Origin of the sequence: Streptomyces sp. NPDC050619 (genome assembly GCF_040654815.1) — a bacterium.
In the GTDB taxonomy this organism is placed as follows: Bacteria; Actinomycetota; Actinomycetes; order Streptomycetales; family Streptomycetaceae; genus Streptomyces.
This window is the reverse complement of the sequence record NZ_JBFAIR010000052.1, coordinates 15,630-39,531: the sequence shown is the minus strand read 5'-3', so window position 1 is coordinate 39,531 and position 23,902 is coordinate 15,630. Positions and strand designations below refer to the sequence as shown.

Here is a 23,902-nt window from a genome sequence, read left to right as displayed (position 1 = left end):
CCACCCATGACGAATCCGGTCGAGACGCTCGTCGGCCTGCTCGACCTGGAGCAGATCGAGGTCAACATCTTTCGCGGCCTCAGCCCGCAGGAGTCTTTGCAGCGGGTCTTCGGCGGCCAGGTGGCGGGCCAGGCGCTGGTCGCCGCCGGGCGCACCACGGAGGGCGACCGCCCGGTGCACTCGCTGCACGCGTACTTCCTGCGTCCGGGTCGGCCGGGTGTGCCGATCGTGTACCAGGTCGAACGGGTGCGGGACGGTCGATCCTTCACGACCCGCCGGGTCACCGCCGTGCAGCAGGGGCGCACGATCTTCAATCTCACCGCCTCCTTTCACAAGCCTGAACAGGGGAGTTTCGAGCACCAGCTGCCGCCGGCGCGCAAGGTGCCCGGGCCCGAGTCCCTGCCGACGGTCTCGGACGAGGTCCGGGAGCATCTGGGCGAGCTGCCCGAGCAGTTGGAGCGGATGGCCCGCCGTCAGCCCTTCGACATCCGCTACGTGGACCGGCTGCGCTGGACCGCCGACGAGGTGAAGGACGCCGAGCCGCGCAGCGCGGTGTGGATGCGCGCGGTCGGGCCGCTGGGCGACGATCCGCTCGTGCACACGTGCGCCCTGACGTACGCCAGCGACATGACCCTCCTGGACGCCGTCCGCATCCCGGTCGAACCCCTGTGGGGCCCGCGCGGGTTCGACATGGCGTCGCTGGACCATGCCATGTGGTTCCACCGGCCGTTCCGCGCGGACGAGTGGTTCCTGTACGACCAGGAGTCACCGATCGCCACGGGTGGCCGAGGGCTGGCCCGCGGCCGGATCTACGACCTGGAAGGGCGTCTGCTGGTGTCCGTTGTCCAGGAGGGGTTGTTCAGAGCGCTGTAGGCCGGCCGCGGGTCAGGAGCTTCTGCGCCGCAGCCACCCCAGCAGCCCGCGTGAGGACTCGGGCTCACCGTGGCGTGCCGACGCTTCGTGCTGCGGCGCTTCGTGTTCAGGTTCCGGTTCCGGCGCGTTGTGTTTCTGCTTCGGGGCGGGCCGGGGTGCCGGCCGCTGCTCGCGTGCTTCCGCCACGGTCCTTGCCAGTTCCGCCCGGAGCCAGCCGATCTCATCGGGGTCGTCAGCCGTCATGATCAGTTCGGCGATGCCCGCGGCGGGCGAACCCGGTGCTGCATGGGTGGGTGGCCCTGGCCGGAAACGGTTCAAGTGGGCGCGCTCGTAGGGGTCCGGGACGATTTCCGCTACCTGGACGGGGTCGAGGAAGGCGGCCGCGGCCCCGGCACACTCCCACGGATCCTCGGCCTGCCGCAGCAGAAATCCCAGGTGGCGTCCGCGCCAGTTACGTGGGCGCAGGTCCAGGCCCGACTCCAGTTGATCGCGCAGCCCCTCGGGCATTCGGGCCTTCAGCAGCCGGGTGTTCTTCTCGTCGACCGCGAACTGCCCCAGTTCCTCGGCCAGATACTGCCAGACCACGGCTCGATAGCGGTTCAGATAGAAGGTGACCGGCACGATCAGGCCCAGCCGTGCCAGGCGTGTGAACCTGCCCTGGGACACCTCCATGACCGCCGCGCCCTCCCTGGTGCCCACGGCCGTCACGCGCTCCCGCAGAGAGTCCGGGAAGCCTTGCCCCGCACACAGCCGGTCGATCTCGGAGCGGGCGACCCTCCTGCCCCCGCCTCCTTCGTCGGGCACGGTCCGGATGTGTCCGAGGTGCACGGCGAGGTCGAACTCGCTTCGCCTCAGTCCCAGTTCTCGGGCCGCGCGGCTCGGCGCAACGGAGAGGCGGTGCGGTTTCGTGATGGTGTCGGTCGGCATGTCGGTCTCCCCCGTGGAGTCGGATGCTCACGCTGTGTGCGTTCGCCGTGACACAAACCGTAGCCGGTTCGGCGAATTTCGTGGCAAGCCTGTGGATAACTCCGCGAGAGATGACGAACGTGCAGGTCAGGCGTCTGCGGTCGGACTGTGCTGGGGCTGTCGGGCGTCCACGGCGAGGTGCTCGCCGACCCGATTGACGAGCAGCGTCATCTCGTAGGCGATCTGGCCGATGTCGGCCTCCGCGCCGCTGAGCACGCACAGACAGCTGCCGGCACCCGCCGCCGTGACGAACAGCACCGCGTCGTCGAACTCGATCATCGTCTGACGCACCTTGCCCGCCCCGAAGTGCCGGCCCGAGCCCTTGGCCAGGCTGTGCAGTCCGGACGAGACGGCGGCGAGATGTTCCGCGTCCTCGCGACGTAGTCCCGTACTGGCTCCCGTCACCAGCCCGTCGTTCGACAGGACCAGAGCGTGCCGCACGTGTTCGACCCGTTCGGTCAAATCGTCCAGCAACCAGCCGAGTCCCCGGTTCTGCGCCATGTTTCCCGTCTCCCCGTGTGACGTTTCCTCCTGGCCGGAGGATCTCCACGTCAGCCTTACCCACGACCCGCGTCCGGGCAAGGAGGATGGGGACATGGCACAGAACATGACCGACATCGAATGGCGGGAGTTCGTCTCGCACGGCACCCGCACCGGCAAGCTGTCGACCGTGCGAGCCGACGGAAGCCCTCACGTGGCGCCGATCTGGTTCCTGCTCGACGGGGACGACGTGGTGTTCAACACCGGGAAGGACACGGTGAAGGGGCGCAATCTGGCCCGGGACGGCCGGGTCGCGCTCTGCGTGGACGACGACCGGCCGCCCTTCGGCTACGTGATACTTCGCGGCCACGCCCGGACCCTGGAGGACCTCGACGAGGTCAGGCACTGGGCCGGCCGTATCGGGGCGCGCTACATGGGCGAGGAGCGGGCCGAGGAGTTCGGGGCCCGCAACGGGGTTCCGGGCGAACTCCTCGTCCGCGTCACGATCGACAAGGTCCTGGCGCAGAAGTCCGTAGCCGACTGAGGACCGCTGCCGACCCCATCTGCCGGGGTCAGCCCACCGAGTCGAGCAGCCGGGCGGTGTGCATCCGCCCGGCGTACTCGACCAGTCGGATCAACACCTCCTTCCCCGAGTCGCGGTCACGGGCGTCGCAGAGCACCACGGGGGTGCCCTGGTCGAGGTCCAGGGCACGCGAGACGTCGTGGGCGCCGTACGTCCGGGCGCCCGCGAAGCAGTTGACGGCCACCACGAACGGGATGTGCCGGTGCTCGAAGTAGTCCACCGCGGGGAAGCAGTCCTCCAGGCGGCGGGTGTCGGCGAGGACCACGGCACCGAGGGCTCCCTGCGACAACTCGTCCCACAGGAACCAGAAGCGGTCCTGGCCCGGCGTGCCGAAGAGGTAGAGGGAGAGACCGGAGCGGATGGTGATGCGCCCGAAGTCCATGGCGACGGTCGTGGTGACCTTCTGGTCCACCCCGCCCGTGTCGTCCACGAGTTGCCCGGCTTCACTGAGCAGTTCCTCGGTGCGCAGCGGCCGGATCTCGCTGACCGCGCCCACCAGCGTGGTCTTGCCCACGCCGAATCCGCCGGCGACCAGAATCTTCAACGCCAGGGGAGCCGTTTCGCCGTCCTGGGCGTCGGAGTGCTCGGAGACCATCGATCACTTCTCTCGGGAGTGCCGGCAAACGGTCGACGTCACCGGGTGGTTCTGGACCTTCATCTACAGGGCCCGCAGCCCTTCGATCACTTCGCGCAGAATCCGTTCGTCAGGGAGTTGCGCGGGCGGCACGGGCCGGCTGACGGTGACCCGGCCGAGTTCCAGGAGGTCTCCCAGGAGCACCCTGACCACTCCCACGGGCAGGTCGGCTCCCGCGGCGAGTTCCGCGACCGACTGCGTTTCCGTGCGGCACAGGTCGATCAGCGCCCGGTGTTCCGGTCCGAGCGCGCTGTCGTCGTCGATGCCGGGCGCGCCGGCGTTGAGCGTGACGAGGGCGATCAGGTCGAAACGCACCCCGGTGGGGCCGGGCTTGGTGCGTCCGCCCGTCATGGCGTACGGACGCACCAGGGGCCCGGCCTCCCCGTCGTACCACTGGCTGCCCTGCTCGCGCTGGGCGCCCGTCATGTCCTCGGTCATGTGCGTGGGCCGATCTCTCGCCTCATCCGGCGGCGGGCGGCCGCGCGCCGACGCGCGGCGGCGTGTAGAGGTGCTCGCCGACGCGCTTGACCAGGCGTGCCATCTCGTAGGCGACCAGGCCGATGTCGGCGGTCACCGCGGTGAGGACGGCGAGGCAGGAGCCGTCGCCCGCGGCGGCCACGAACAGGAAGCCGTCGTCCATCTCCACCATGGTCTGGCGCACGCCTCCGGCGCCGAAGTGCCGGCCCGCGCCCTTGGCCAGGCTGTGGAAGCCGGAGGCGACCGCGGCGAGGTGCTCCGCGTCCTCGCGGCGGAGGTCGGTCGACGCACCCACGGCGAGCCCGTCGTTGGACAGCACCACGACGTGCCGTACTTCGCTCACGCGCAGCACCAAGTCGTCCAGCAGCCAGTCGAGTTCGCCGGACCGTCCGGCCCTCGTGCTCGGGTCCTGGATCATGCGGGGTCTCCTTCGCTGCTGTGGCTGCCCGCCGGGACGTCCGCGCTCGCACCGCGGCCCGGCTGTCTGCCGCCGCCACGTGTCCAGCCGTCGCGGTACGCCGCCATGCGGTCCCGTACGAGTTCGGGGGTGCGCTCGTCGTCGCTGCGGGCGGCGGACGCCCGTGCTGGTTCTTCGGAGGCCCGCTCGCGCAGTTGGGGGGCGAGATGGGCCTGTCGTACCCGGCGGGGAAGGTCGTCGGAGTCCGCGGAGGAGTCCTCGGACGATTCCTGCGGGGGGCGATGCAGGCGCAAGGTGGTGACTCCGGGGGGTGGGTCTTCGGCCGTGGTCCGCCGGGCCGCGAACGGTACGGGAGCCACCAGTGCGGGCCGGTCGGCCGACGCCGGGACGGACTCCTGGTGCATGGCGGCGGGCACGCGCGCGTACTCGCGTTCCGCCGGGCTTTCCGCGTCCGACGTCCCGCGGTTGGAACGTTCCGTCGCGCTGGTGTGCAGCAGGGCCGTGGGCAACAGGACGACCGCGGTGGTGCCGCCATAGGGCGAGGTCCGCAGGTGCACCTTGATGCCGTGCCGGGCGGCGAGCCTGCTGACCACGAAGAGGCCGAGCCGGTCGCTGTCGAACAGGTCCAGCGCCTCGGACTGCTCGATACGGCGGTTGGCCTCGGCGAGGGTTTCGTCGCCCATGCCGAGGCCTCGGTCCTCGACCTCGACGGCGTAGCCGTTGCCGACGGGCTCGCCGGTGATCCGCACGCGCGTGTGGGGCGGCGAGAACTGGGCGGCGTTCTCGATGATCTCCGCCAGGAGGTGGGTGAGGTCGGCGACGGCGGTGCCGAGGACGGATGCGTCGGGCAGTTGTCGTACCTCCACGCGCGCGTAGTCCTCGACCTCGGAGACCGCCGCACGGACCACGTTCGTGAGGGAGACCGGCATGCGCCAGGCGCGGCCGGGTGCCGCGCCGGAGAGGATGATCAGGCTCTCGGCGTGGCGCCGCATGCGGGTGGTGAGGTGGTCGAGCCGGAAGAGGTCGCTTAGCTCGTTCGGGTCGTCGGACCGGCGCTCCATGCTGTCGAGGAGGCTGAGCTGCCGGTGGACGAGGACCTGGCTGCGACGGGCCAGATTGACGAAGACTCCGGAGATGCCGCTGGCGAGTTCGGCGCGCTCCACGGCGGCCCGCAGCGCGGCGCGGTGCACGGTGCCCAGGGCCTCGGCGACCTGACCGGACTCGTCCTCCGCCGGCGGCCCGGCCGGGGCCTCGGCCTGGACGTCGATCTCCTCGCCCGCGCGCAGTTTCCGCATGGCTTCGGGGAGTTTGCGACGGGCGATCTCCAGAGCTCCGTTGCGCAGGCTCACCAGTTCGACGACCAGGCCGCGTCCGATGCGGACGGAGATGACGAGCGAGGCGGCGACGGCCACGAGGCCAAGAAGTACGGCGGCACCGGCCGGGGTGAGCAGCCCGCGAGTGAACGGATCGGCCCGGTCGGCGACATCGCGCCCGGCGTCCTCCTCGATCGTCCGCATGCCGTTCTGCACGCGCGCGTGTGCCCCTGCCCAGGTGGCTTCCGGTGCCGCGCCGATCGCCCGGGCGCCCGGCCCCAAGGCGAGGATCTTGTCCTCGGTGGCGCCCATGGTGGCGTAGGCGCTGCCGCCGGCGAGGCCGCGCCAGGCGGCGCGTTCGGAGCCGCGCAGGTCGGCCACGGCGGACTCGGTGAAAGCGCGGCGGGTGTCGACGGCGCCGTTGAACAGCCGCAGCCGCTCGCCCGACAGTCCGCCGGCGAGGCGGGCACTGCCCAGGACGGCGTCCTCCTGGGCCAACGCCTCTCCCGCGCGGGAGAATTCGAGCAGCACGCGCGCGTCCGAGCCGAGGTCGGCGTCCTGGATGCCAGTCAGGGACCCGCCCACTCCGAAGGCGCTCGCGATGGTCTTCGTGTACCGGCCGTAGGTCTCGTCCCAGCCGGCGCGGCGGTCGAGCACGGCGGCCCGCAGTGAACGCAGCTGTTCGGCGCCGGTGACGAATGCTTCGAGCCGTTGGGCCACTCCGGCGGGCAGTTCCTCGCTGTCGGCGATGGTGTTGTCGTCGCCGAGCCGCAGTTCGGCCACCGCACGGTCCGTGCGTTCCGCCAGCTTCTTCAGGTCGCCGCCCTGCCCGGCCGACGGGTTGGTGGCGTGGCGGACGGCGGCCAGCCGCTCGGTCTGCAACGCGGCCACGGCCTTGGCGACCGGAGTCCGGATCTCGGAGTCCACGCGCTGCAACTGCCGCAGCCGGGCGACGTCCTGGGCGGTGGTGACGGTGGCGTACGCCCACAGGGCCAGCAGGGAGACCACCGGGACCATCAGCAGACAGACGATCTTGGCCCGGACCGTCCGCGGTCGTATCCGCCAGTTTCCCGCGCGCGCGGGTATGTCCTGCGGTATCCCGCCCACGGGTTCGTTCGGGCCTTCGTCGGCCGGTGGTCCGGCGTGCGCGCGGCGGCCGCGCACAGGGTGCGGGGGCGGCGTCTCGGCGCCGACTGTGGGGGTCCTACGCGGTGTACGCATGGCCTCCTCGCTCGGGAGTGGTCCGGGGACGTACCGTCCGTCCAGGCGGGTTTGGTCCGGATCGCGGTCAGTGGGCTGCGCTCTCGACGTGCCGCTGGGCCGAGGCGGAGGCCCTGCGCTCCCCCGATGTCGGCGACAGCGCGACGAAGGCCGAGGTCAGGAAGAGATAGGACCCGAGGCCGACGGCGAGGGGGAAGATGAACTGCATCGCCGTGGCCCCGGCAAGGACCTCTCCGGAGGGCGTGACGCGCACGCTCACCGCGAACATTCCGGTGTAGTGCATGCTGCTGACCGCCGCGCCCATGACGAGGGAGGCGATGGTGACGGCGATGGGTGACTTGATGTTGAGGGCCGCCCACAGGGCCGCCGTCGCCGCTACGACGGCGATCAGGACGGACAGTCCGACGAGCACCGGGTCGTAGGTGACGTCACCGTGCAACCGCACCGCCGCCATGCCCAGGTAGTGCATGCTCGCGACGCCGAGCCCGGTGGTGAGTCCGCCGAGGAAGAGCGCGCGGTTGCGGTCGCGGCTGTAGCCGACGGCGAAGACGCCGGCGCAGACGACGATCATGGCGACGAGCAGGCTCACGATCGTGAGCGGCACGTCGTAGCGGATGTCGGTGCCGCCGACGCTGAAGCCGAGCATGGCCACGAAGTGCATGGTCCAGATGCCGGTGCCGATCGCCGAGGCGGCGGTGACGAGCCAGTTGCGGCGCGACCGTCCGGTGGCGCCGAGCGCGCGGACGGTGCAGCGCAGTCCGAGCGCGGCGCCTACGCAGGCCATCACGTACGACAGAACGGGGGTCAGCCAGCCGAGGGCGGCGTGGTCCAGGTGTCCCATGGCTCCGGGACGCTAGTCGGGGCAGGGGCGCACAACGGGAGCGCATTTCGAAAGCTGTTGGAATATGACGCAGAGAGGCACCTGAACGATCGCGTCACGCTCGAACGTGTGCACAGAGGCGCCCATCCCTGATGGTGAGGAATCATGCGGAACATGAGCGACGACCACACACGCGTCCAGGAGTTCTTCGGCGCCCGCGCCGCCGACTGGGACCGCAAGTTCGCCGGCGACGACCCCGCCTATGCCGCCGCGGTCGCAGGCCTCGGGCTGCGCGAGGGGGACCGGGTGCTCGACGCGGGCTGCGGTACCGGGCGCGCCCTGACGCCACTGCGGGCGGCTGTGGGGCCCTCGGGAGTGGTCGTGGGGGTTGATCTGACCCCGGCCATGCTGGAGGCCGCCGTACGGGCCGGACGGGACCGGGACGGGCGGCTGCTGCTCGCCGACGTCGCCGCGCTGCCGCTGCGCTCGCAGTCACTGGACGCGGTGTTCGGCGCGGGCCTCGTCTCACACCTGCCCCAGCCGGCCGAGAACCTGCGCGAGTTGGCGCGTGTGGTGCGTCCTGGTGGCACCCTGGCGCTGTTCCACCCGATCGGCAGGGCGGCGCTGGCCGCGCGCCAGGGCCGGCGGGTCACTCCGGACGACCTGCGCACGGAACCCAATCTCCGTCCTCTGCTGGCCGGTTCCGGATGGCACATGACCTCGTACGTCGACGAGGACGATCGGTTCCTGGCTCTGGCCGTCCGCGAGGGCTGACGCCTCGACGATTCGTTCTGTCCTCAGGCCCGCCCGGCGACCGCTGCGGCGAAGGCTTCGGGGTTGTCGGTCACTCGGTCGATGGGCAGCCCTTCGAGGACGGTGCGCATCATGGGTTCCGATCCGCGTCGCATTGCGGCGGCGCTGCGGTGCAGGGCGCGCCGGTCGGCCAGATGCATGGCCAGCCGCATGGTCGCCGCCCACACCGGACCGACGTTCTCCAGCACGCGCGCGTACCCGCCGTGGGCGAAGGGCAGGCGTTGAGGTCGGCCTCCGCGAGGACCAGCCGGCAGACCAGGTCTGGCTGCCTATGGGCGGGCACGAGGGCGACGGCGCCGCCCTCGTGCCCGGCGCGACGATCTCGGCGCCGGCCAGACCTGCCGCGTCCAGTGCTGCCGCAAGCGCGTCGGGCGTGGCCCTCCAGCGTGTAGCCGAAGTCGTCGGGCCTGTCGCTGATGCCGCATCCTGACAGGTCCACGAACAGGCTGCGTCAGCCCACGAGTTCGGGCCGGGCCGCGATGTGCGCGTGGTACACGGCCGAGACCGACCGAGGAACCCGCGAGCTTCTTCTACGAGGACGACCGGCCGCTCTGGACTCACTCGGCGAAGGCGAGAGCTGACGGGCCCACGCCGCGGATCCGTTCGAGCCGTTCGAAGCGCACCGCCCCGTCCCCCTTCTGCCGCCGAGGCGGCAACTCTACGTTGAGTAGCAGGAGATGAACGATCAGCCATGGCAACCACACAGGGGGAAGGTGGTCAGCATGTTCGGCAGGGTCCGCAAGTCCGGTGCCAGACTCCTCAACACTTGGCGCGCCGAGACGAAGACCGGTCGGGAGGCTCGCCCCCACAATCTGTTCGAGGCCGCCGCCGCGTATGTCTCCGCCTGCGCGGAGGACGACCAGGAGCGGATCGACGAGGCCGCGGACTGGGTGTCGCCGGAGGCACTGTCGTTCGGGGTGAACGAACTGGCCTGCCGGGCCGTCATCGCGCTCGCGCGGGAGCGGGACGAGTCGCCTCGGACGGTGGCGCGTGCGCTGCTCGGGCTGCCGACGGCCTGACACATCGCCCACACGTGGGCGATTCGCCCGACCGCTTGGAAACCCGCAGCTCCGGCTGAACTGGCCCGTCGTGACAAGGGCCTCCCGGTCGCACTAGGGTGCGCGCCGTTGGACGAACCAATGGGGAGGCTGGGATGGCCGGGACGGACGAGGGCGCCGTCGCCGCCGCGGACGAGGCGCTCTATGTGCTGACGGCGGTGCTGCTGACGCCGGCGAAGTTCCCGAGCGTGCTGGGCGACGACTATCCGGAGGCCTGCGCGGCGCTGGGGCTTGCGCCGCTGGCCGACGGGTACGGCCTGGTGCTCGGCCAGGACGGCGACGGTGCCAGGTGGACGGTCGTCGTCGACGACGTGTCCCTGGTCGCGGTCGCCATCGCGTCCTGGGACTGCGGCATGGAGCACGATCTGTCGCCCGACGAACACACGGTCGTCGCCGCCCTGCCCGGCTGGCCCCTCGCGGTCGCCGTCGCGGCTCCCGGCGTAGCCGCGCCCCATGATCCCGCCCCGGAGATCGCGGACGGTCCCCCGCTGACGCCGCCGGACGCCTCCATCTGGGGGCCGGCCCAGCGGCGTCTGGGTGCCGACGAGATCGCGCTCCAGTGGGCGATCTGGCGGGAGCAGATCGACGACGCGGACTTCCCGAGCCCGGCCGAGGGCACCTCCGGGACTCCTGAGGGCGGCGAGTCCGCCGGGACCGCCGGAAGCGAGGCGGGGACCGAGCAGGACGGGTCCAACGGCGGTCACAGCGGCATCCGACGCGTCCTCGCGGAGGCGCGCGCGTATGTGGAGGCGCCGCCGCCGCTCGGCCGCGTCCGGTCTTCCTTCGCCGCGGGTGGCGCGCGGACCCTGCGTGCCGACGGCCCCGGCTGGTCGCTCGTGGCCAGGACCGACGACATCGCGTTCGTCCTGCTCGACGACGAGCCCGGTGAGGTGCTGCCGGTGGGGCGGGGACCGGAGCTGCCGGGACTTCTGGAGGCACTCGACAAGATGGCCGTACGCCCGCTGTGAGCCGCGCGAGCGGACGCGGGCCCGCGCCTACCCGGGCATGCGGCCGCCCGCGGACCATGCTGTCGGCAGGCCCGCGAGCGGCGAGGTGGTCGACTCCTGTGCGCTGGACAGGCCTGCCGAGTCGACGCACCGGTACGTCAGCGGCCGATCTCCTTGCGTGTCACACGGCGCAGCCTGCGCCGCTGCGAGGGGTCCAGCGTGAGGTACGCGGCCGCCGGAACTCCCAGGATTATCAGGAGCGCGGCCCACCAGGGCAGCCAGATCAGCAGGATGAGCCCGGCCGCCACACCTCCTGCGGCGATCTTCGCGTTCTTCGACATGTGCGTCGCCTCCTTCGCGGCCAATGCCGCTCTCTGTCCAGAGAAACGGGTTCGCGCCTCCCACGGTTCCGAACCGCGACCCTGACACGTCCCTGAGACATCCCGGACGCGCCCCCTACACCGCTACTCCGCACGCAGGGGCTCCCCCACTTCGTGCATGTGGCGAAGCGCCTGCCGGTAGGAGTCGACGAGCCCGGTCTCCGTATAAGGGATACCCAGCTCTCGGCAGTGGGCACGCACCAGGGGTTGGACGAGCCGGAGATGGGGGCGGGGCATGCTGGGGAAGAGGTGGTGCTCGATCTGGTAGTTGAGACCACCGAGGAACCAGTCGGTCACGGCGCCGCCGCGGATGTTGCGCGAGGTGAGCACCTGGCGGCGCAGATGACCCCATGTTTCGCCGTTCGGGTCCGGCATCTCCATGCCCTTGTGGTTGGGCGCGAAGGCCAGCCCGAGGTGCAGGCCGAAAAGAGCCTGATGGAGGGCGGCGAACGCCAGTGCCTTGCCGGGCGACATGGACGTGAGCAGCAGCGTCGTGTAGCCCGCGACATGGCCCACCAGCAGCACGGCTTCCACGGACCGCTCCCCGGGCGCCTGCCTGCGCAGATCCTGGAAACCGTAGATCTTCAGGGCGACGCCCTCGAGGAGGGTGAGCGGGAAGAACAGCCATGCCTGGTTGCGGGTGAGCCAGCGCCACAAGCCCGTCCGGTCCTTCGCCTGCTCGCTGGTGAAGACGAGGACGTCGGCGACGACGTCGGGGTCCTTGTCGATGTGGTTGGGATTGGCGTGGTGACGGTTGTGCTTCTGGTTCCACCAGGAGTAGCTCATCCCCAGCAGCAGGTTGCTGTGGACCAGGCCGATCAGACGGCCGGCCGCCTTGTCGCCGGTGATCTGCGCATGGCCGGCGTCGTGGCCTATGAAGGCCGTGCGCGCGCAGAGCACGGCGAGCGGCGGCGCGAGAAGCAGCGTCCACCAAGAGTCGCCGGCCAGGACGATGCCCGTGATGAGGCCGGCCAGGACGAGCACGTTGAGGGCGATGCACCGCGCGTACCAGCCGTACCGGCGTCCCAGGAGGCCCTGGCTCTTCACCTTGCGCAGGAGGGGCGTGAACTCGCTGCCGCCAGGGGGTGCGCCAGGCGTCCCGCGCGGGTGGACCGCGAAGTCCGGGATGGTTTGGGACATGTCTGGACTCCGGCATTCTCAGGGAAGGGCTGACCTGAGCAAAAGTACGGATCGGTGACCGGCCGCGACCATGAGGGCACCCCCCGTGTGCGGGCGGGGGCAGGCACCGTACGGACAGGGGGGTTGACGACACCTCGTCCCCTCCGGTGACGCAGGCCACTCCCCGGCTATGCCGGGCAGGCCGTCGGAGTGCTGTACCCTCGGCGGCCCCGCGTAGTCAAATTTGAGGAATGCGACATCGTTGTGCAGAGGATTTCCCCGGCTACCTCGTCCGAGCTGTCCGAACTGGCCTCCTGCTGCGCCGTGTTCATGCCTGGCGATCCGGCGCGCACCGGCACCGTCGCCTTCTGGTGTCCCGACGGCGACGCCCCTCCCGCCGTCGCGGCGGGGTCGGTCGAGGACCTTACCGTCGTGCTCCCCGGCGGCGAAGGTGTCGAGCTGGTGAGCGTGCCCGCCCTGCTGCTGCCCCTGGGCGCTGCCCTGCCGGTCCTCACGCGCGCGCGTGCCTTCGCGCATACAGACCGTTCGACCGTCTTCTGGGGTACGGCGGCCGTGGCGGCCCTGCGTCTCGTCGCGCGCGGGCTGATGTTGCCCGGTCTGTCCGCGGGCGACCACGACGCCTGGCGCGTGGGCCCGCTGGGGGCGGAGGACGCCGAAGGGATCCGCCGGCTCGCCGCCGCGATGCCACCCGAGGCACACGCCGTGCCGATGGACGGCGCCGGGCCGCCACGGCTGCCCGAGCCGGAACGGCTGCTGCGCGCCTTCCTGGACGCGGTCGCCGACACGCTCCCCCGCTCCCCCGCGGCACCGCTGGTCACGGGCGGGCCCGCCTACGCGGCGCGGGAGCCGCAGCACCTGCCGGAGCACCGCGCGTGGGCGGCCGATGTCGCCGCGGGCCACGACGCGGGCGTACGGCTCTCGCTGCGGGTCGAGGTGCCTGGCCTGGCGGCCGAGACGCGAGGCGACGCGGCGCCGGCGTTCAGGGCCGCGCTGCAGGTGCACCACGTGAGTGATCCGACGCTCGTCGCGGACGCCTCCGCGGTATGGAAAGGCGCCGGTCCCGCGGGCGGGGGCTTCGGTCCGCGCGCGCGGATGGACGCACTGGTCGCCCTGCGCCGCGCGGCCCGCGCCTGGCCGCCGCTCACACCCCTGCTGTCGGCGACCGTGCCGGACTCCCTCGACCTCGCCGACGAGGAGGTCGCCGAACTCCTCGGTGCGGGAAGCCGAGCTCTCGCCTCGGTCGGGGTCGAGGTGCACTGGCCGAAGGAGCTGGCCCGCACGCTGACCGCCCGCGCGGTGGTGGGACCGCCGGACGACACGGCGGTGCCCGACAAGGTCACCTCGGACACGCCGTCGTTCCTGTCCGCCGACGCGTTGCTCGCCTTCAACTGGTCGTTCGCGCTGGGCGACCAGCGCCTCACGCGCGAGGAACTGGACCTGCTCGCCGAGGCCAATCGCCCCATGGTGCGGCTGCGCGACCAGTGGGTTCTCGTCGATCCTCACGAGGTGCGCCGGGCCCGCGCCCAGCAGGACAGGAAGGTGACGCCCATCGACGCGCTCAGCGCCGCGCTGACGGGCTCCACGGAGGTCGACGGCCGCCAGGTCGACGTTCACCCCACGGGGTGGCTGGCGGCCCTGCGGAAGCGGCTCGCGGACCCCGAGGCGCAGGAGCCCGTCGGACAGCCCGCCGCGCTCGACGCCACGCTGCGGGACTATCAGCGGCGGGGCCTGACCTGGCTGGCCCGGACGACGTCCCTGGGCCTGGGCTGCTGTCTGGCCGACGACATGGGACTCGGCAAGACGATCACGCTGATCGCTTTGCACCTGCACCGGCAGACCGACGCCGCCTCCGCCGGCCCGACCCTCGTGGTCTGCCCGACCTCTCTGATGGGCAACTGGCAGCGCGAGATCGAAAGGTTCGCGCCCGGCACACCCGTGCGCCGCTTCCACGGCTCGCGCCGCAGCGTGGACGCCCTGGCCGACGGGGAGTTCGTGCTCACCACGTACGGCACCATGCGCATGGACGCGCGCCGGCTCGCCGAGGTGCCGTGGGGCATGGTCGTGGCGGACGAGGCCCAGCATGTGAAGAACCCGTACTCGGCGACCGCGCGGGAGCTGCGCTCCATCGGCGCACGCGCGCGCGTGGCGCTCACCGGCACCCCCGTGGAGAACAACCTGTCGGAGCTGTGGGCGATCCTCGACTGGACGACCCCGGGTCTGCTGGGCCGGCTCGGCACCTTCCGCACCGGGTACGCGCAGGCAGTCGAGAGCGGTCAGGACCCGGCCGCCGCGGAGCGGCTCACCCGCCTCGTACGTCCCTTCCTGCTGCGCCGCCGCAAATCGGATCCGGGGATCGCGCCGGAGCTGCCGCCGAAGACCGAGACCGACCGCGCCGTGTCGCTCACCAGGGAACAGGCGGGTCTGTACGAGGCCGTGGTGCGCGAGACGCTCGCGGAGATCTCCGGCGCGGACAGCATGGCGCGGCGCGGGCTGATCGTGAAGCTGCTGACGGGCCTGAAGCAGATCTGCAACCACCCGGCGCAGTTCCTCAAGGAGGAGCAGCCGAGGATCGACGGGCGCTCCGGAAAGCTGGAGCTGCTGGACGAACTCCTGGACACCATCCTCTCCGAGGGGGCGAGCGTCCTGGTCTTCACCCAGTACGTGCAGATGGCCAGGCTCATCGAACGGCACCTGGCGGCCCGCGGCACAACCTCGCAGTTCCTGTACGGCGGGACGTCCGTCCCCGAGCGCGAGGCGATGGTACGGCGCTTCCAGGACGGTGAGATCCCCGTCTTCCTGCTGTCGTTGAAGGCGGCCGGCACAGGGCTGAACCTCACACGGGCCGAGCACGTGGTGCACTACGACCGCTGGTGGAACCCCGCGGTCGAGGCGCAGGCCACCGACCGCGCGTACCGCATCGGTCAGACCCGGCCCGTACAGGTGCACCGGCTGATCACCGAGGGGACCATCGAGGACCGTATCGCCGACATGCTCAGCCGCAAGCGGGAGTTGGCCGACGCGGTGCTCGGCACGGGCGAGGCGGCACTCACGGAGCTGACGGACGCAGAACTGGCCGATCTGGTCGAACTGCGAGGGGGCGGACGATGACCGAGTACGACGAGGACACGGAACGCACGTTCGCCGCGTTGCCGCCCGCGCACGGGCGGGGCTTCGCGCAGACGTGGTGGGGACAGGCCTGGCTGAAGGCCCTGGAGGACACGGCGCTGGACTCGGCGCAGGTGAAGACGGGCCGCAGGCTGGCGCGCGCCGGTGCGGTGGGCGCGGTGTCGGTGCGACCGGGACGCATCACGGCCGTCGTCAAGGACCGCGACGGTACGGCGCACCGGGCCGATGTCCTGTTGGCGGAGCTGTCCGGCGAGCGCTGGGACCGCTTTGTCGACATGACAGTCGAGCGGGCGGGACACGTCGCGGCGCTGCTGGACCGCGAGATGCCGCCGCATCTGGTCGAGGACGCGGCAGCGGCGGGCATCGAGCTGTTGCCGGGCATGGGCGAGCTGGAACCGGAGTGCGACTGTGGCGCCTGGGACCACTGCGGGCATACGGCGGCCCTGTGCTACCAGGTGGCGCGGCTGCTGGACCAGGATCCCTTCGTGCTGCTGCTGATGCGGGGACGCGCCGAACGCGCCCTGCTCGACGCTCTCCAGGAGCGCAGCGCCACACCCGCCGAGGAGGCTGCCGAACCGGCCGGGGTCGATGCCGCGGAGGCGTACGCGGCAGGGGCCGTCCTGCCGTCGCTGCCCGCCCTGCCCGAGCTCCCCGCGGACCCCGGCGTGCCTCCGGCCCTGGACACCGAGGCCCCGCCCCCGCCCGGGATCGATCCGGCCGCCCTGGAGTTCCTGGCCGCCCGGACCGCCGTGGAAGCCCACCGCCTGCTCGCCGAGGCGCTCCGGCCCGAACCGCACGCGGTGGAAGCCGACCTGACGGTGCCCCAGGATGCCGTCCGCCTGGCCACGGGCGCCCCCGGCGGGGCCGTCGCGGACCGGCTCGCCGACGGCTCCGGACGCGGCAGGGAGCAACTGGCCCTGGCGGTACGTGCCTGGGGGCACGGAGGCGTGGCCGCGCTGTCGGTGTACGAGGAGGAGTGGACCGTAGAGGGGGAAACGCTCGCACGCGCGCGTGCCGCTCTCGACTCGGCCTGGGACGAGGACGAGCGGCCGACGCTGCGGGCAACGGGCAACCGGTGGACGGTGGTCGGCGCGCCGCGTCAGTTGCGCCTCGGCCGGGACGGCCGCTGGTGGCCGTATCGCAAGGAACGCGGTCGCTGGGTGCCGGCGGGAGGCGCGGCCCAGGACCCCGCGACGGCGCTGGCCTCCACGGATCTCGCTGCTGCGGAAGAAGCCTCCTGAAGCGGTTGCGGAAGGCTCGCCCCATGACCGGACACGCCAACCGCCCCGTTCACAGTGTCTGTTCGCGGTCGCCCAGGTGCAGGGGCAACGCGGTCAGGCCTCGCAGCAGCGTGCTGCTGCGCCAGGTGAGCGTGTCCGGATCGGTGGCGAAGGCGAGAGCGGGGCGCTGCCGTAGGAGAAGGCGCAGGGCGATCGCCGCCTCGGTACGGGCCAGCGGGGCGCCCAGGCAGTGGTGGAGGCCGTGGCCGAACCCCAGGTGCCCGCGCGTCTGACGCCGTATGTCGAAGCGGTCGGGGTCGGGAAAGCGGAGCGGGTCGCGAGAGGCCGCGGCGAGCGAGACGAGTACCGAGTCTCCCGCCTGTATGCGGGTGCCCGCGAGGTCCAGCGGCGCGGCGGCGAAGCGGAACGCCGTGGCGTGGACGGGTGAGTTGTAGCGCAGGGACTCCTCGACGGCCGCAGGGGTCAGGTCCGGGTCGGCCCGGAGCAGGGCGGATTGGTCCGGTTGGGCGAGCAGCGCGTGGACTGTTCCCGACATCAGGTTGACCGTCGTCTCGTGGCCCGCGACGAGGATGAGGAACGCCATGCCGAGCAGTTCTTCGAAGGTGAGGCCGGCCCCGTCCGCCGTGCGGTCCTCGGGTGCGGTGGCGTCCGCGGCTGTCACCAGGTCGCCGAGCAGGTCGGCGCCGAGGGTGCCGCGCTTGCGGTCGATCAAGCGGGCGAGGTACTCGGTCAGCGAGGTGCCGGCCGAGGTCGCCACCTCGGGTGAGGTGGGCATGACCAGCTCGTTGGACCAGGTGTGGAATTCGCCCCGGTCCGCGAGGGGAACGCCGAGAAGGTCGCAGATGATCATGACGGGCAGCGGCAGCGCGTACTGACTGACCAGGTCTGCCGTGCCCCACTCCGGGAGCGCGGCCAGCAGGTCGAGGGCGACGGACTCGATCCTCGGCCGCAGCGCGGCGATCCGTCCGGCCGTGAAGTGGCCCGCGACCAGTCGGCGCAGGCGGGTGTGCTGCGGCGGGTCCGTCTGGAGCATGTTGCGGCCGATGGCGTGGCCACCGTCACTCTGCCACGACGAGGAGTGCCGGATGGCGTTGCGCAGGCGCGGATCGGTCAGTGCGGCGCGCGCGGCGTCGTACGCGACGACCAGCCAGCTCTCGCCGCTGCCCGGGATGAAGACGCGATGCACCGGCCCCTCGGTCCGCAGAGCCGCGTAGACGGGATACGGATCGGCGGCCAGGTCATGGCGGCCGGGGACCAGGTCTTCCAAGGCGGGCGCGGACACGACGTCCCCTTCCAGGAGTTGCCACCGAGACAAAATGGGGATCACTCCCCATTTCTGATCGCGACGATAGCATCCCCACCGGGGAGTGCTCCCCAGTAGGGCGGAGGATGACGAATGACGGTCGGCGCGAACGGCGGGACGACGCCCGGACGGCGGCGCGACGCACGGCGGAATCGTGAACTTCTGGTCGAGGCCGCCCATGAGGTGTTCACGGAGCAGGGGCTCGAGGCGCCACTGGACGTGATCGCCCGCCGGGCGGGGGTGGGGAACGCCACGCTCTACCGGCATTTCCCCAGCCGCGCCGCACTCGTCGACGCGGTCTTCCGTGACCTGCTCACGGACACGATGACCGCCGGCGAGCGGGCCCGGGCCGCCGAGGACGCGTGGGTCGGCCTGACCGGCTATCTGCAAGCTGTCTTCGCCGTCCTGGCCACCGATCGAGGGACGAACGACCTGATGACCACGCACTTGGAGGGCGTCGACTCGTTGCGGACCGTGCACGCCCACAACCGGCAGACCGTGGAACTCCTGCTGCGCCGCGGCCGCGAGCAGGGAAGTATCCGCGCGGACGTCACAGTCGAAGACGTCCTCTTCGCACTGGCCGCCCTCGGCCGCGCCGTCCCCTCCCTGGCCACGGCCGTCACCCCCGAAGCCTGGCGCCGCCCGCTCGCCCTGCTCCTCGACGGCCTGCGCCCCTCACCCGCCACACCCCCGCTCCCCTCCCCCGCCCTTACGGCGGACCAACTGGGCGACGTCCTACAGGGATTGGGGCCGCACCGCCCACCCCGCAACCCCGGGGACAGTCCCTCCGCCAGGGGACCGGGCAGGTAGGGAGAGGAGTCGGGGCCACCTGCCGGGGGCCCCGTGTCGCGGTGCGCGTCGGCTCGACGAACGGCCGACGCCCCGCGTTCACCCGGCAGTCGTACGGCGTTACGCGCGGGGCCCAAGCGTGGCCGCTGTCACCCAACTCGCCTCTCCAACATGCCCCTCAGGAGGCCCGATGTCCCCGCACGCCACCGGCCGGCGCCGAGTCCACCGATCCATCGCGGCGGGCATACCCCTCGCCGTGCTGGCCGCCCTCGTGGCGGCGGGCCCGGCCGAGGGCGCCCCCGCCGGGGAAGCCCAGGTAGTGCGCACGGCGACGCTCGGCGACATCCCGCTCGGGACGTTCAGCAACGCGCTGCTGCCCGGCACGGTGGACGACGACCGGGGCGTGGACCTCGGCGGCATCGGCAGCGACATCTACCCGGCGGACCGCAAGGGCGAGTTCTGGACGGTCACCGACCGCGGGCCCAACGGGCAGATCAAGGTGGACGGCACCAAGCGCCGCACGTTCCCGGTGCCGGGCTTCGACCCGGCGATCGTGAAGATCCGGGTGTCCGGCGACTCCGTGCAGGTGCTCGACGCGATCCCCCTCACCACCTCCTCCGGCAAGCCCGTCACGGGCCTGTCGAACCAGGAGGGGCGCGACGAGGCGCCCTACTCCTACAACGCGCAGACTTCCCTGTCGTACAACCCGAACGGCCTGGACACCGAGGGCATCGTGCGAGCCGCCGACGGGAGCTTCTGGCTGGTCGACGAGTACGGGCCGTCCCTCGTCCATGTCTCCGCGCGCGGGAAGGTCCTCACGCGCTACGTGCCCAAGGGGCTGCGTCTCGCAGGGGTGGACTACCCGGTGGTGGAGGCGCTGCCGTCCGTCCTGCTGCACCGGAAGACCAACCGCGGCTTCGAGGGCCTGGCTCAACTGCCCGGCGGCGACCTGGTGATGGCGGTGCAGAGCCCGCTGTCCCTGCCGGACGCGGACGCCGGGGGCACCTCCCGCACCACCCGGCTGCTGCGTTTCTCGCCGAAGAAGAAGGCGGTCACCGCCGAGTACGCGTACCGCTTCGACCCCGTGAACGTGGTGGATCCGAGTGAGGACGACACCTCGGAGCTCAAGATCTCCTCGGTGGTCGCCGTCGGCGGTGACCGGCTGCTGGTCGAGGAACGCACCGACAAGGCCGCGCGACTTCAGCTGGTGCTCCTGGACCGCGCCGCGAACATCCTCGGGAACGCCTGGGACGAGGACACGACGTCTCCGTCGCTGGAGCAGCTCGCCGACCCGGCGGCCTCGGGCGTTCCGGTGCTCGCCAAGCGGCTGGTCGTCGATCTGGGCACGGTTGCCGGCGTACCCGGCAAGATCGAGGGCGTCGCGCGCGTGGACCGCGACACGCTCGCCCTCATCAACGACAACGACTTCGGGATGACGGACGGCGCGGGCGCGTTCGACGCGCAGGGCCGGCTGGTCGACAGCGGGGTGGAGACGACGGTGACCTACGTACGGCTACCGCACGGCATCTGACGTCGGTTTGCGGCTACGGGAACTCGTCCCCGACCAGTGACGGAATCAGCGATTCGAGATCGCTCGGAAAGCCGCTCGGCACTTCGGTGGGGAACTGTGACGGCAGCTCGCTGGGCAGCTTGCTGGGCACCTCGGTCGGGAGGCTCAAGGAGGGGCCAGGAGAGCGGCTCGTACTCGCGCTGCTCTCGGGGGGCGACTTCTCGTCCGGTGAGTCGTCGCTCCCCCGCGCCATGAGGACCACGGCGGCGACGGCAACGGCGGCCACGAGCACGGCCAGCAGGGCGAAGAGCGGACCGCGGCGCCGCCCCGGGCCACCGGTTGGCCCGTTCGGATCGCCGGTCGGGCCCAGTGGCTGAGTCGGCGAAGAACCACCGTAGCCACCGTAGTTGGGCGGCCCGGCGCGGCCGAAGTCGTCGGGAGGCGGTCCGAATCCACCGCCCTGAGGCGGCGTGTCACCCGGTGGCCCGGGCGGCTGAGGCGGTACGGGTGGCATGGCCATACCGTCCACAGTCGTCTCGAACCGGTCACGCCGTGACCCTCACACGGAAGTTGATACGGACCCATGCCGTGGACCGCATGATTCCGGTACATTCCGCGCGGAGATCACTCAAAGGTCAGTCATCGTACGACGGCACGCGCGCGTGGGCTCAACGGGCGGCACGCGCGCGCGTGCGCGCGGCGGGCGGCACGCGCGCGTGCGTTCATGACGACACACGCGCGTGGTTTCAGCCGCGCGCCCCCAGCAGGTGGTCCATCGCCAGCTGGTCGAGCCGCTCGAAGGCCATCCCGCGCGCGGCGGCCACCTCCACGTCGAACTCCTCGAAGGCCGTACGGTCCGCGAGCAGCGCCTTCAGGCCGTCGGCCGCGGTGGGCTGCGCCAGCTCGTCCAGCCGCGACGCACGCAGGGCCTCCTGGACCTCCGGGTCGGCACGGAAGGCGGCCGCACGGTCCTTCAGGATGAGGTAGTTGCGCATGCAGCCCGCGGCCGACGCCCACACGCCGTCGAGGTCCTCGGTCCGCGGCGGCTTGAAGTCGAAGTGCTTCGGCCCCGCGTAACCGGCGGTCTCCAGAAGGTCGACCAGCCAGAAGGCGGCGCGCAGGTCGCCGGCGCCGAAGCGCAGGTCCTGGTCGTACTTGATGCCGGACTGGCCGTTGAGGTCGATGTGGAAGAGCTTGCCCGCCCACAGAGCTTGCGCGATGCCGTGCGGGAAGTTAAGCCCGGCCATCTGCTCGTGGCCGACCTCCGGGTTGACGCCGTACAGCTCCGGGCGCTCCAGGCGCTCGATGAACGCCAGCGCGTGGCCGACCGTGGGCAGCAGGATGTCGCCGCGCGGCTCGTTCGGCTTGGGCTCGATGGCGAAGCGCAGGTCGTAGCCCTGGGAGACGACGTACTCACCCAGGAGGTCGAAGGCCTCCTTCATGCGGTCGAGGGCGACGCGCACATCCTTGGCGGCGCCGGACTCGGCGCCCTCGCGGCCGCCCCAGGCGACGTAGGTCTCGGCGCCGAGCTCGACCGCGAGGTCGATGTTGCGGATCGTCTTGCGCAGCGCGTAGCGACGCACCTCGCGGTCGTTGGCGGTGAACGCGCCGTCCTTGAAGACGGGATGCGTGAAGAGGTTGGTGGTCGCCATCGGCACCTTCATGCCGGTCGCGTCGAGAGCCTCACGGAAGCGCTTGATGTGCGCCTCGCGCTCGGTGTCGGAGGACCCGAAGGGGATCAGGTCGTCGTCGTGGAAGGTCACACCGTGGGCGCCCAGCTCGGCCAGGCGCTGCACCGACTCGACCGGGTCGAGGGCACGGCGCGTGGCGTCGCCGAACGGGTCCCGTCCCTGCCAGCCGACGGTCCACAGGCCGAAGGTGAACCTGTCCTCGGGGGTGGGCTGGTAGTTCATGCCGCGGCTCCTTGTTGCTTGCGACTGCTTGCGACTGCTGGTGGCTGCTTGCTGCGTGGCTTGCGACTGCATGCTGCCGACTATTTCGTCATGGCGATTTACAAATTAGTATGCCAACGCATCTCTGGGAAGAGACAAGATGTTTCCGGGCATAGAAACGATCGCACCGAGAGACATGAGCCGCACTGTAGGGAGAGCCCGATGTCAGCAGCCGAGGGTCCGCTCGTCGTCGGCGTGGACACGTCCACGCAGTCCACGAAAGCGCTGGTCGTCGACGCGGCCACGGGGCAGGTCGTCGCGAGCGGCCAGGCCCCGCACACCGTGTCCTCCGGGGCCGGTCGCGAAAGCGACCCACGTCAGTGGTGGGACGCCCTGTGCGAGGCCCTGCGCCAGTGCGGGGACGCCGCGCGCGAGGCCGCCGCGGTGTCGATCGGCGGGCAGCAGCACGGCCTGGTCACGCTGGACGCGCAGGGCGAGCCGGTACGCCCGGCCCTGCTGTGGAACGACGTGCGCTCGGCGCCGCAGGCCCTGCGGCTGACCGAGGAACTGGGCGGCGCGAAGTTCTGGGCCGAGCGCATCGGCTCCGTCCCGGCCGCCTCCTTCACGGTCACGAAGTGGGCCTGGCTGACCGAACACGAGCCGGAGGCGGTCCGCGCCACCAAGGCGGTGCGCCTTCCCCACGACTACCTCACGGAGCGCCTCACGGGGGAAGGCACGACCGACCGCGGCGACGTCTCCGGCACCGGCTGGTGGGCGTCGGGGACGGAGACGTACGACACGGAGATCCTCGCCCACGTGGGGCTCGACCCGGCGTTGCTGCCCCGTGTCGTCCGGCCCGGCGAGGTGGCCGGAACCGTGCGCGACGGCCATGACCTGCCGTTCGCCAAGGGCACCCTGGTCGCCCCGGGAACCGGCGACAACGCCGCCGCCGCGCTCGGCCTGGGCCTGCGTCCCGGCACCGCGGTGATGAGCCTCGGCACCTCGGGCACGGTCTACGCCGTGTCGAAGCGGCGCCCCACCGACCCGACCGGCACCGTGGCGGGCTTCGCCGACGCCCACGGCGACTGGCTGCCGCTGGCCTGCACCCTGAACTGCACGCTCGCCGTCGACCGCGTCGCGACCCTGCTGAACCTCGACCGGGAGGCGGTGCAGCCCACCGACGGCGTCACCCTGCTCCCCTACCTGGACGGCGAGCGCACCCCGAACCTGCCGAACGCGTCGGGGCTCCTGCACGGGCTGCGCCACGACACAACGGGCGGCCAGCTCCTTCAGGCCGCGTACGACGGTGCCGTCCACGCGCTGCTCGGGGCGCTGGACCTGGTCCTCGACGAGGACGCGGACCGCTCGACGCCGCTGCTGCTGATCGGCGGCGGCGCCCGGGGCACAGCCTGGCAGGACACCGTACGACGGCTGTCCGGACGCCCCGTCCAGGTACCCGAGGCCAAGGAACTGGTCGCGCTCGGCGCCGCGGCTCAGGCGGCCGGACTGCTGACCGGCGAGGATCCGGCCGCGGTCGCCCGGCGCTGGAACACGGCCGCCGGGCCGGTGCTGGACGCGATGGAGCGGGACGAGGCGACCCTGGCCAGGATCACCGGGGTACTCTCCGACGCGGCCCCGCTGCTGGATCGACGGCCGGAAACCGGCTGACGGTCCCACTTACGGACGCCACTGACGGACCCGTTGAGGGACCCGACTGACGGATCCGACTGACGGATCTGGCTGACGGATCTGGCTGACGGCCCCGACTGACGGACCCGGCTGACGGATCCCGCTGAGGGACACGACTGGCTGACCCCACTGAGGGAGACACACGGACGGACACGCGCCGCCAGAACCGCACCGACGGACATCTTCCGGCGCAGGCCCGTCGATCGAGACCGCCGGGTCCGGCTGAGAC

At 71.7% G+C, this 23,902-nt stretch carries 22 protein-coding genes and 1 pseudogene; 10 read left to right on the top strand and 13 right to left on the bottom strand.

Features of this window, described 5'->3' with window-relative positions:
* Nucleotides 1–6 precede the first annotated feature (6 nt).
* Nucleotides 7–873, top strand: a complete 867-nt coding sequence (locus AB0I77_RS48190; RefSeq protein ID WP_363289325.1) for an acyl-CoA thioesterase II — start codon at nt 7–9, stop codon at nt 871–873.
* A 12-nt stretch (nt 874–885) separates the two neighbouring features.
* Here AB0I77_RS48190 and AB0I77_RS48185 read toward each other — a convergent pair whose 3' ends face one another.
* Together AB0I77_RS48185 and AB0I77_RS48180 are read right to left on the bottom strand one after the other, a co-directional pair.
* Nucleotides 886–1,800 (bottom strand): DUF6397 family protein, encoded by a 915-nt coding sequence (locus AB0I77_RS48185; protein WP_363289324.1) that lies wholly within the window; start codon nt 1,798–1,800, stop codon nt 886–888.
* Nucleotides 1,801–1,926: 126 nt separating this feature from the next.
* Entirely contained in the window at nt 1,927–2,340 is a 414-nt protein-coding gene (locus AB0I77_RS48180) for a roadblock/LC7 domain-containing protein (protein ID WP_363289323.1), read from the bottom strand.
* A 94-nt stretch (nt 2,341–2,434) separates the two neighbouring features.
* Between AB0I77_RS48180 and AB0I77_RS48175 the strand changes: the two genes are divergently transcribed.
* Complete coding sequence (locus AB0I77_RS48175; RefSeq protein WP_363289322.1) at nt 2,435–2,863, top strand: PPOX class F420-dependent oxidoreductase; 429 nt, start codon at nt 2,435–2,437, stop codon at nt 2,861–2,863.
* 28 nt (nt 2,864–2,891) lie between these two features.
* On the opposite strand, the gene AB0I77_RS48170 is transcribed toward AB0I77_RS48175, so the two are convergent.
* The 5 genes from AB0I77_RS48170 to AB0I77_RS48150 form a co-directional block, all read right to left on the bottom strand.
* Nucleotides 2,892–3,497, bottom strand: coding sequence for an ATP/GTP-binding protein (locus AB0I77_RS48170; RefSeq protein ID WP_363289321.1), 606 nt, complete (start codon nt 3,495–3,497; stop codon nt 2,892–2,894).
* A 63-nt stretch (nt 3,498–3,560) separates the two neighbouring features.
* The gene (locus tag AB0I77_RS48165) at nt 3,561–3,974 is read right to left on the bottom strand and encodes a DUF742 domain-containing protein (RefSeq protein WP_363289320.1); all 414 of its coding nucleotides are present in this window, start codon (nt 3,972–3,974) and stop codon (nt 3,561–3,563) included.
* A 22-nt stretch (nt 3,975–3,996) separates the two neighbouring features.
* Complete coding sequence (locus AB0I77_RS48160; RefSeq protein WP_363289319.1) at nt 3,997–4,431, bottom strand: roadblock/LC7 domain-containing protein; 435 nt, start codon at nt 4,429–4,431, stop codon at nt 3,997–3,999.
* Complete coding sequence (locus AB0I77_RS48155; RefSeq protein WP_363289318.1) at nt 4,428–6,965, bottom strand: nitrate- and nitrite sensing domain-containing protein; 2,538 nt, start codon at nt 6,963–6,965, stop codon at nt 4,428–4,430. The genes AB0I77_RS48160 and AB0I77_RS48155 overlap by 4 nt, the downstream gene beginning before the upstream one ends.
* Nucleotides 6,966–7,032: 67 nt before the next feature.
* On the bottom strand, nt 7,033–7,806 hold the full coding sequence (locus AB0I77_RS48150; RefSeq protein WP_363289317.1) for an MHYT domain-containing protein: 774 nt from the start codon (nt 7,804–7,806) through the stop codon (nt 7,033–7,035).
* A gap of 153 nt (nt 7,807–7,959) precedes the next feature.
* On the opposite strand from AB0I77_RS48150, the gene AB0I77_RS48145 reads away from it, so the two are divergent.
* Nucleotides 7,960–8,559 carry a class I SAM-dependent methyltransferase gene (locus AB0I77_RS48145; RefSeq protein ID WP_363289316.1) on the top strand — a complete coding sequence of 200 codons (600 nt, stop codon included), beginning with the start codon at nt 7,960–7,962 and terminating at the stop codon, nt 8,557–8,559.
* 23 nt (nt 8,560–8,582) lie between these two features.
* Here AB0I77_RS48145 and AB0I77_RS48140 read toward each other — a convergent pair.
* Nucleotides 8,583–9,106, bottom strand: a pseudogene (locus AB0I77_RS48140) (alpha/beta fold hydrolase); the annotation flags it as partial.
* A 214-nt stretch (nt 9,107–9,320) separates the two neighbouring features.
* Between AB0I77_RS48140 and AB0I77_RS48135 the strand changes: the two are divergent.
* Nucleotides 9,321–9,617, top strand: coding sequence for a hypothetical protein (locus AB0I77_RS48135; protein ID WP_363289315.1), 297 nt, complete (start codon nt 9,321–9,323; stop codon nt 9,615–9,617).
* Nucleotides 9,618–9,751: 134 nt separating this feature from the next.
* Entirely contained in the window at nt 9,752–10,624 is an 873-nt protein-coding gene (locus AB0I77_RS48130) for a hypothetical protein (RefSeq protein ID WP_363289314.1), read from the top strand.
* 137 nt (nt 10,625–10,761) lie between these two features.
* Here the strand turns inward: AB0I77_RS48130 and AB0I77_RS48125 are convergent, their stop codons facing one another.
* Both AB0I77_RS48125 and AB0I77_RS48120 read right to left on the bottom strand, forming a co-directional pair.
* Complete coding sequence (locus tag AB0I77_RS48125; RefSeq protein WP_363289313.1) at nt 10,762–10,944, bottom strand: hypothetical protein; 183 nt, start codon at nt 10,942–10,944, stop codon at nt 10,762–10,764.
* A 123-nt stretch (nt 10,945–11,067) separates the two neighbouring features.
* Nucleotides 11,068–12,123 carry an acyl-CoA desaturase gene (locus AB0I77_RS48120; RefSeq protein WP_363289312.1) on the bottom strand — a complete coding sequence of 352 codons (1,056 nt, stop codon included), beginning with the start codon at nt 12,121–12,123 and terminating at the stop codon, nt 11,068–11,070.
* Between the two features lie 243 nt (nt 12,124–12,366).
* On the opposite strand from AB0I77_RS48120, the gene AB0I77_RS48115 reads away from it, so the two are divergent.
* Complete coding sequence (locus tag AB0I77_RS48115; RefSeq protein WP_363289311.1) at nt 12,367–15,231, top strand: DEAD/DEAH box helicase; 2,865 nt, start codon at nt 12,367–12,369, stop codon at nt 15,229–15,231.
* Nucleotides 15,228–16,490, top strand: coding sequence for an SWF or SNF family helicase (locus tag AB0I77_RS48110; RefSeq protein WP_363289310.1), 1,263 nt, complete (start codon nt 15,228–15,230; stop codon nt 16,488–16,490). Before AB0I77_RS48115 ends, AB0I77_RS48110 begins: the two co-directional genes overlap by 4 nt.
* 49 nt (nt 16,491–16,539) lie before the next feature.
* On the opposite strand, the gene AB0I77_RS48105 is transcribed toward AB0I77_RS48110, so the two are convergent.
* Entirely contained in the window at nt 16,540–17,772 is a 1,233-nt protein-coding gene (locus tag AB0I77_RS48105) for a cytochrome P450 (RefSeq protein WP_363289308.1), read from the bottom strand.
* Nucleotides 17,773–17,886: 114 nt separating this feature from the next.
* Between AB0I77_RS48105 and AB0I77_RS48100 the strand changes: the two genes are divergently transcribed.
* Entirely contained in the window at nt 17,887–18,603 is a 717-nt protein-coding gene (locus tag AB0I77_RS48100) for a TetR family transcriptional regulator (RefSeq protein WP_363289307.1), read from the top strand.
* 169 nt (nt 18,604–18,772) lie between these two features.
* On the top strand, nt 18,773–20,113 hold the full coding sequence (locus AB0I77_RS48095) for an esterase-like activity of phytase family protein (RefSeq protein WP_363289306.1): 1,341 nt from the start codon (nt 18,773–18,775) through the stop codon (nt 20,111–20,113).
* Nucleotides 20,114–20,126: 13 nt separating this feature from the next.
* Here AB0I77_RS48095 and AB0I77_RS48090 read toward each other — a convergent pair whose 3' ends face one another.
* On the bottom strand, nt 20,127–20,606 hold the full coding sequence (locus AB0I77_RS48090; protein WP_363289305.1) for a hypothetical protein: 480 nt from the start codon (nt 20,604–20,606) through the stop codon (nt 20,127–20,129).
* 232 nt (nt 20,607–20,838) lie between these two features.
* Nucleotides 20,839–22,005 (bottom strand): xylose isomerase, encoded by a 1,167-nt coding sequence (gene xylA, locus AB0I77_RS48085; RefSeq protein ID WP_363289303.1) that lies wholly within the window; start codon nt 22,003–22,005, stop codon nt 20,839–20,841.
* Nucleotides 22,006–22,206: 201 nt separating this feature from the next.
* Here xylA and xylB point away from each other — a divergent pair, with 201 nt between their 5' ends.
* Nucleotides 22,207–23,652 carry a xylulokinase gene (xylB, locus tag AB0I77_RS48080; protein ID WP_363289302.1) on the top strand — a complete coding sequence of 482 codons (1,446 nt, stop codon included), beginning with the start codon at nt 22,207–22,209 and terminating at the stop codon, nt 23,650–23,652.
* The last annotated feature ends 250 nt before the right edge of the window (nt 23,653–23,902 follow it).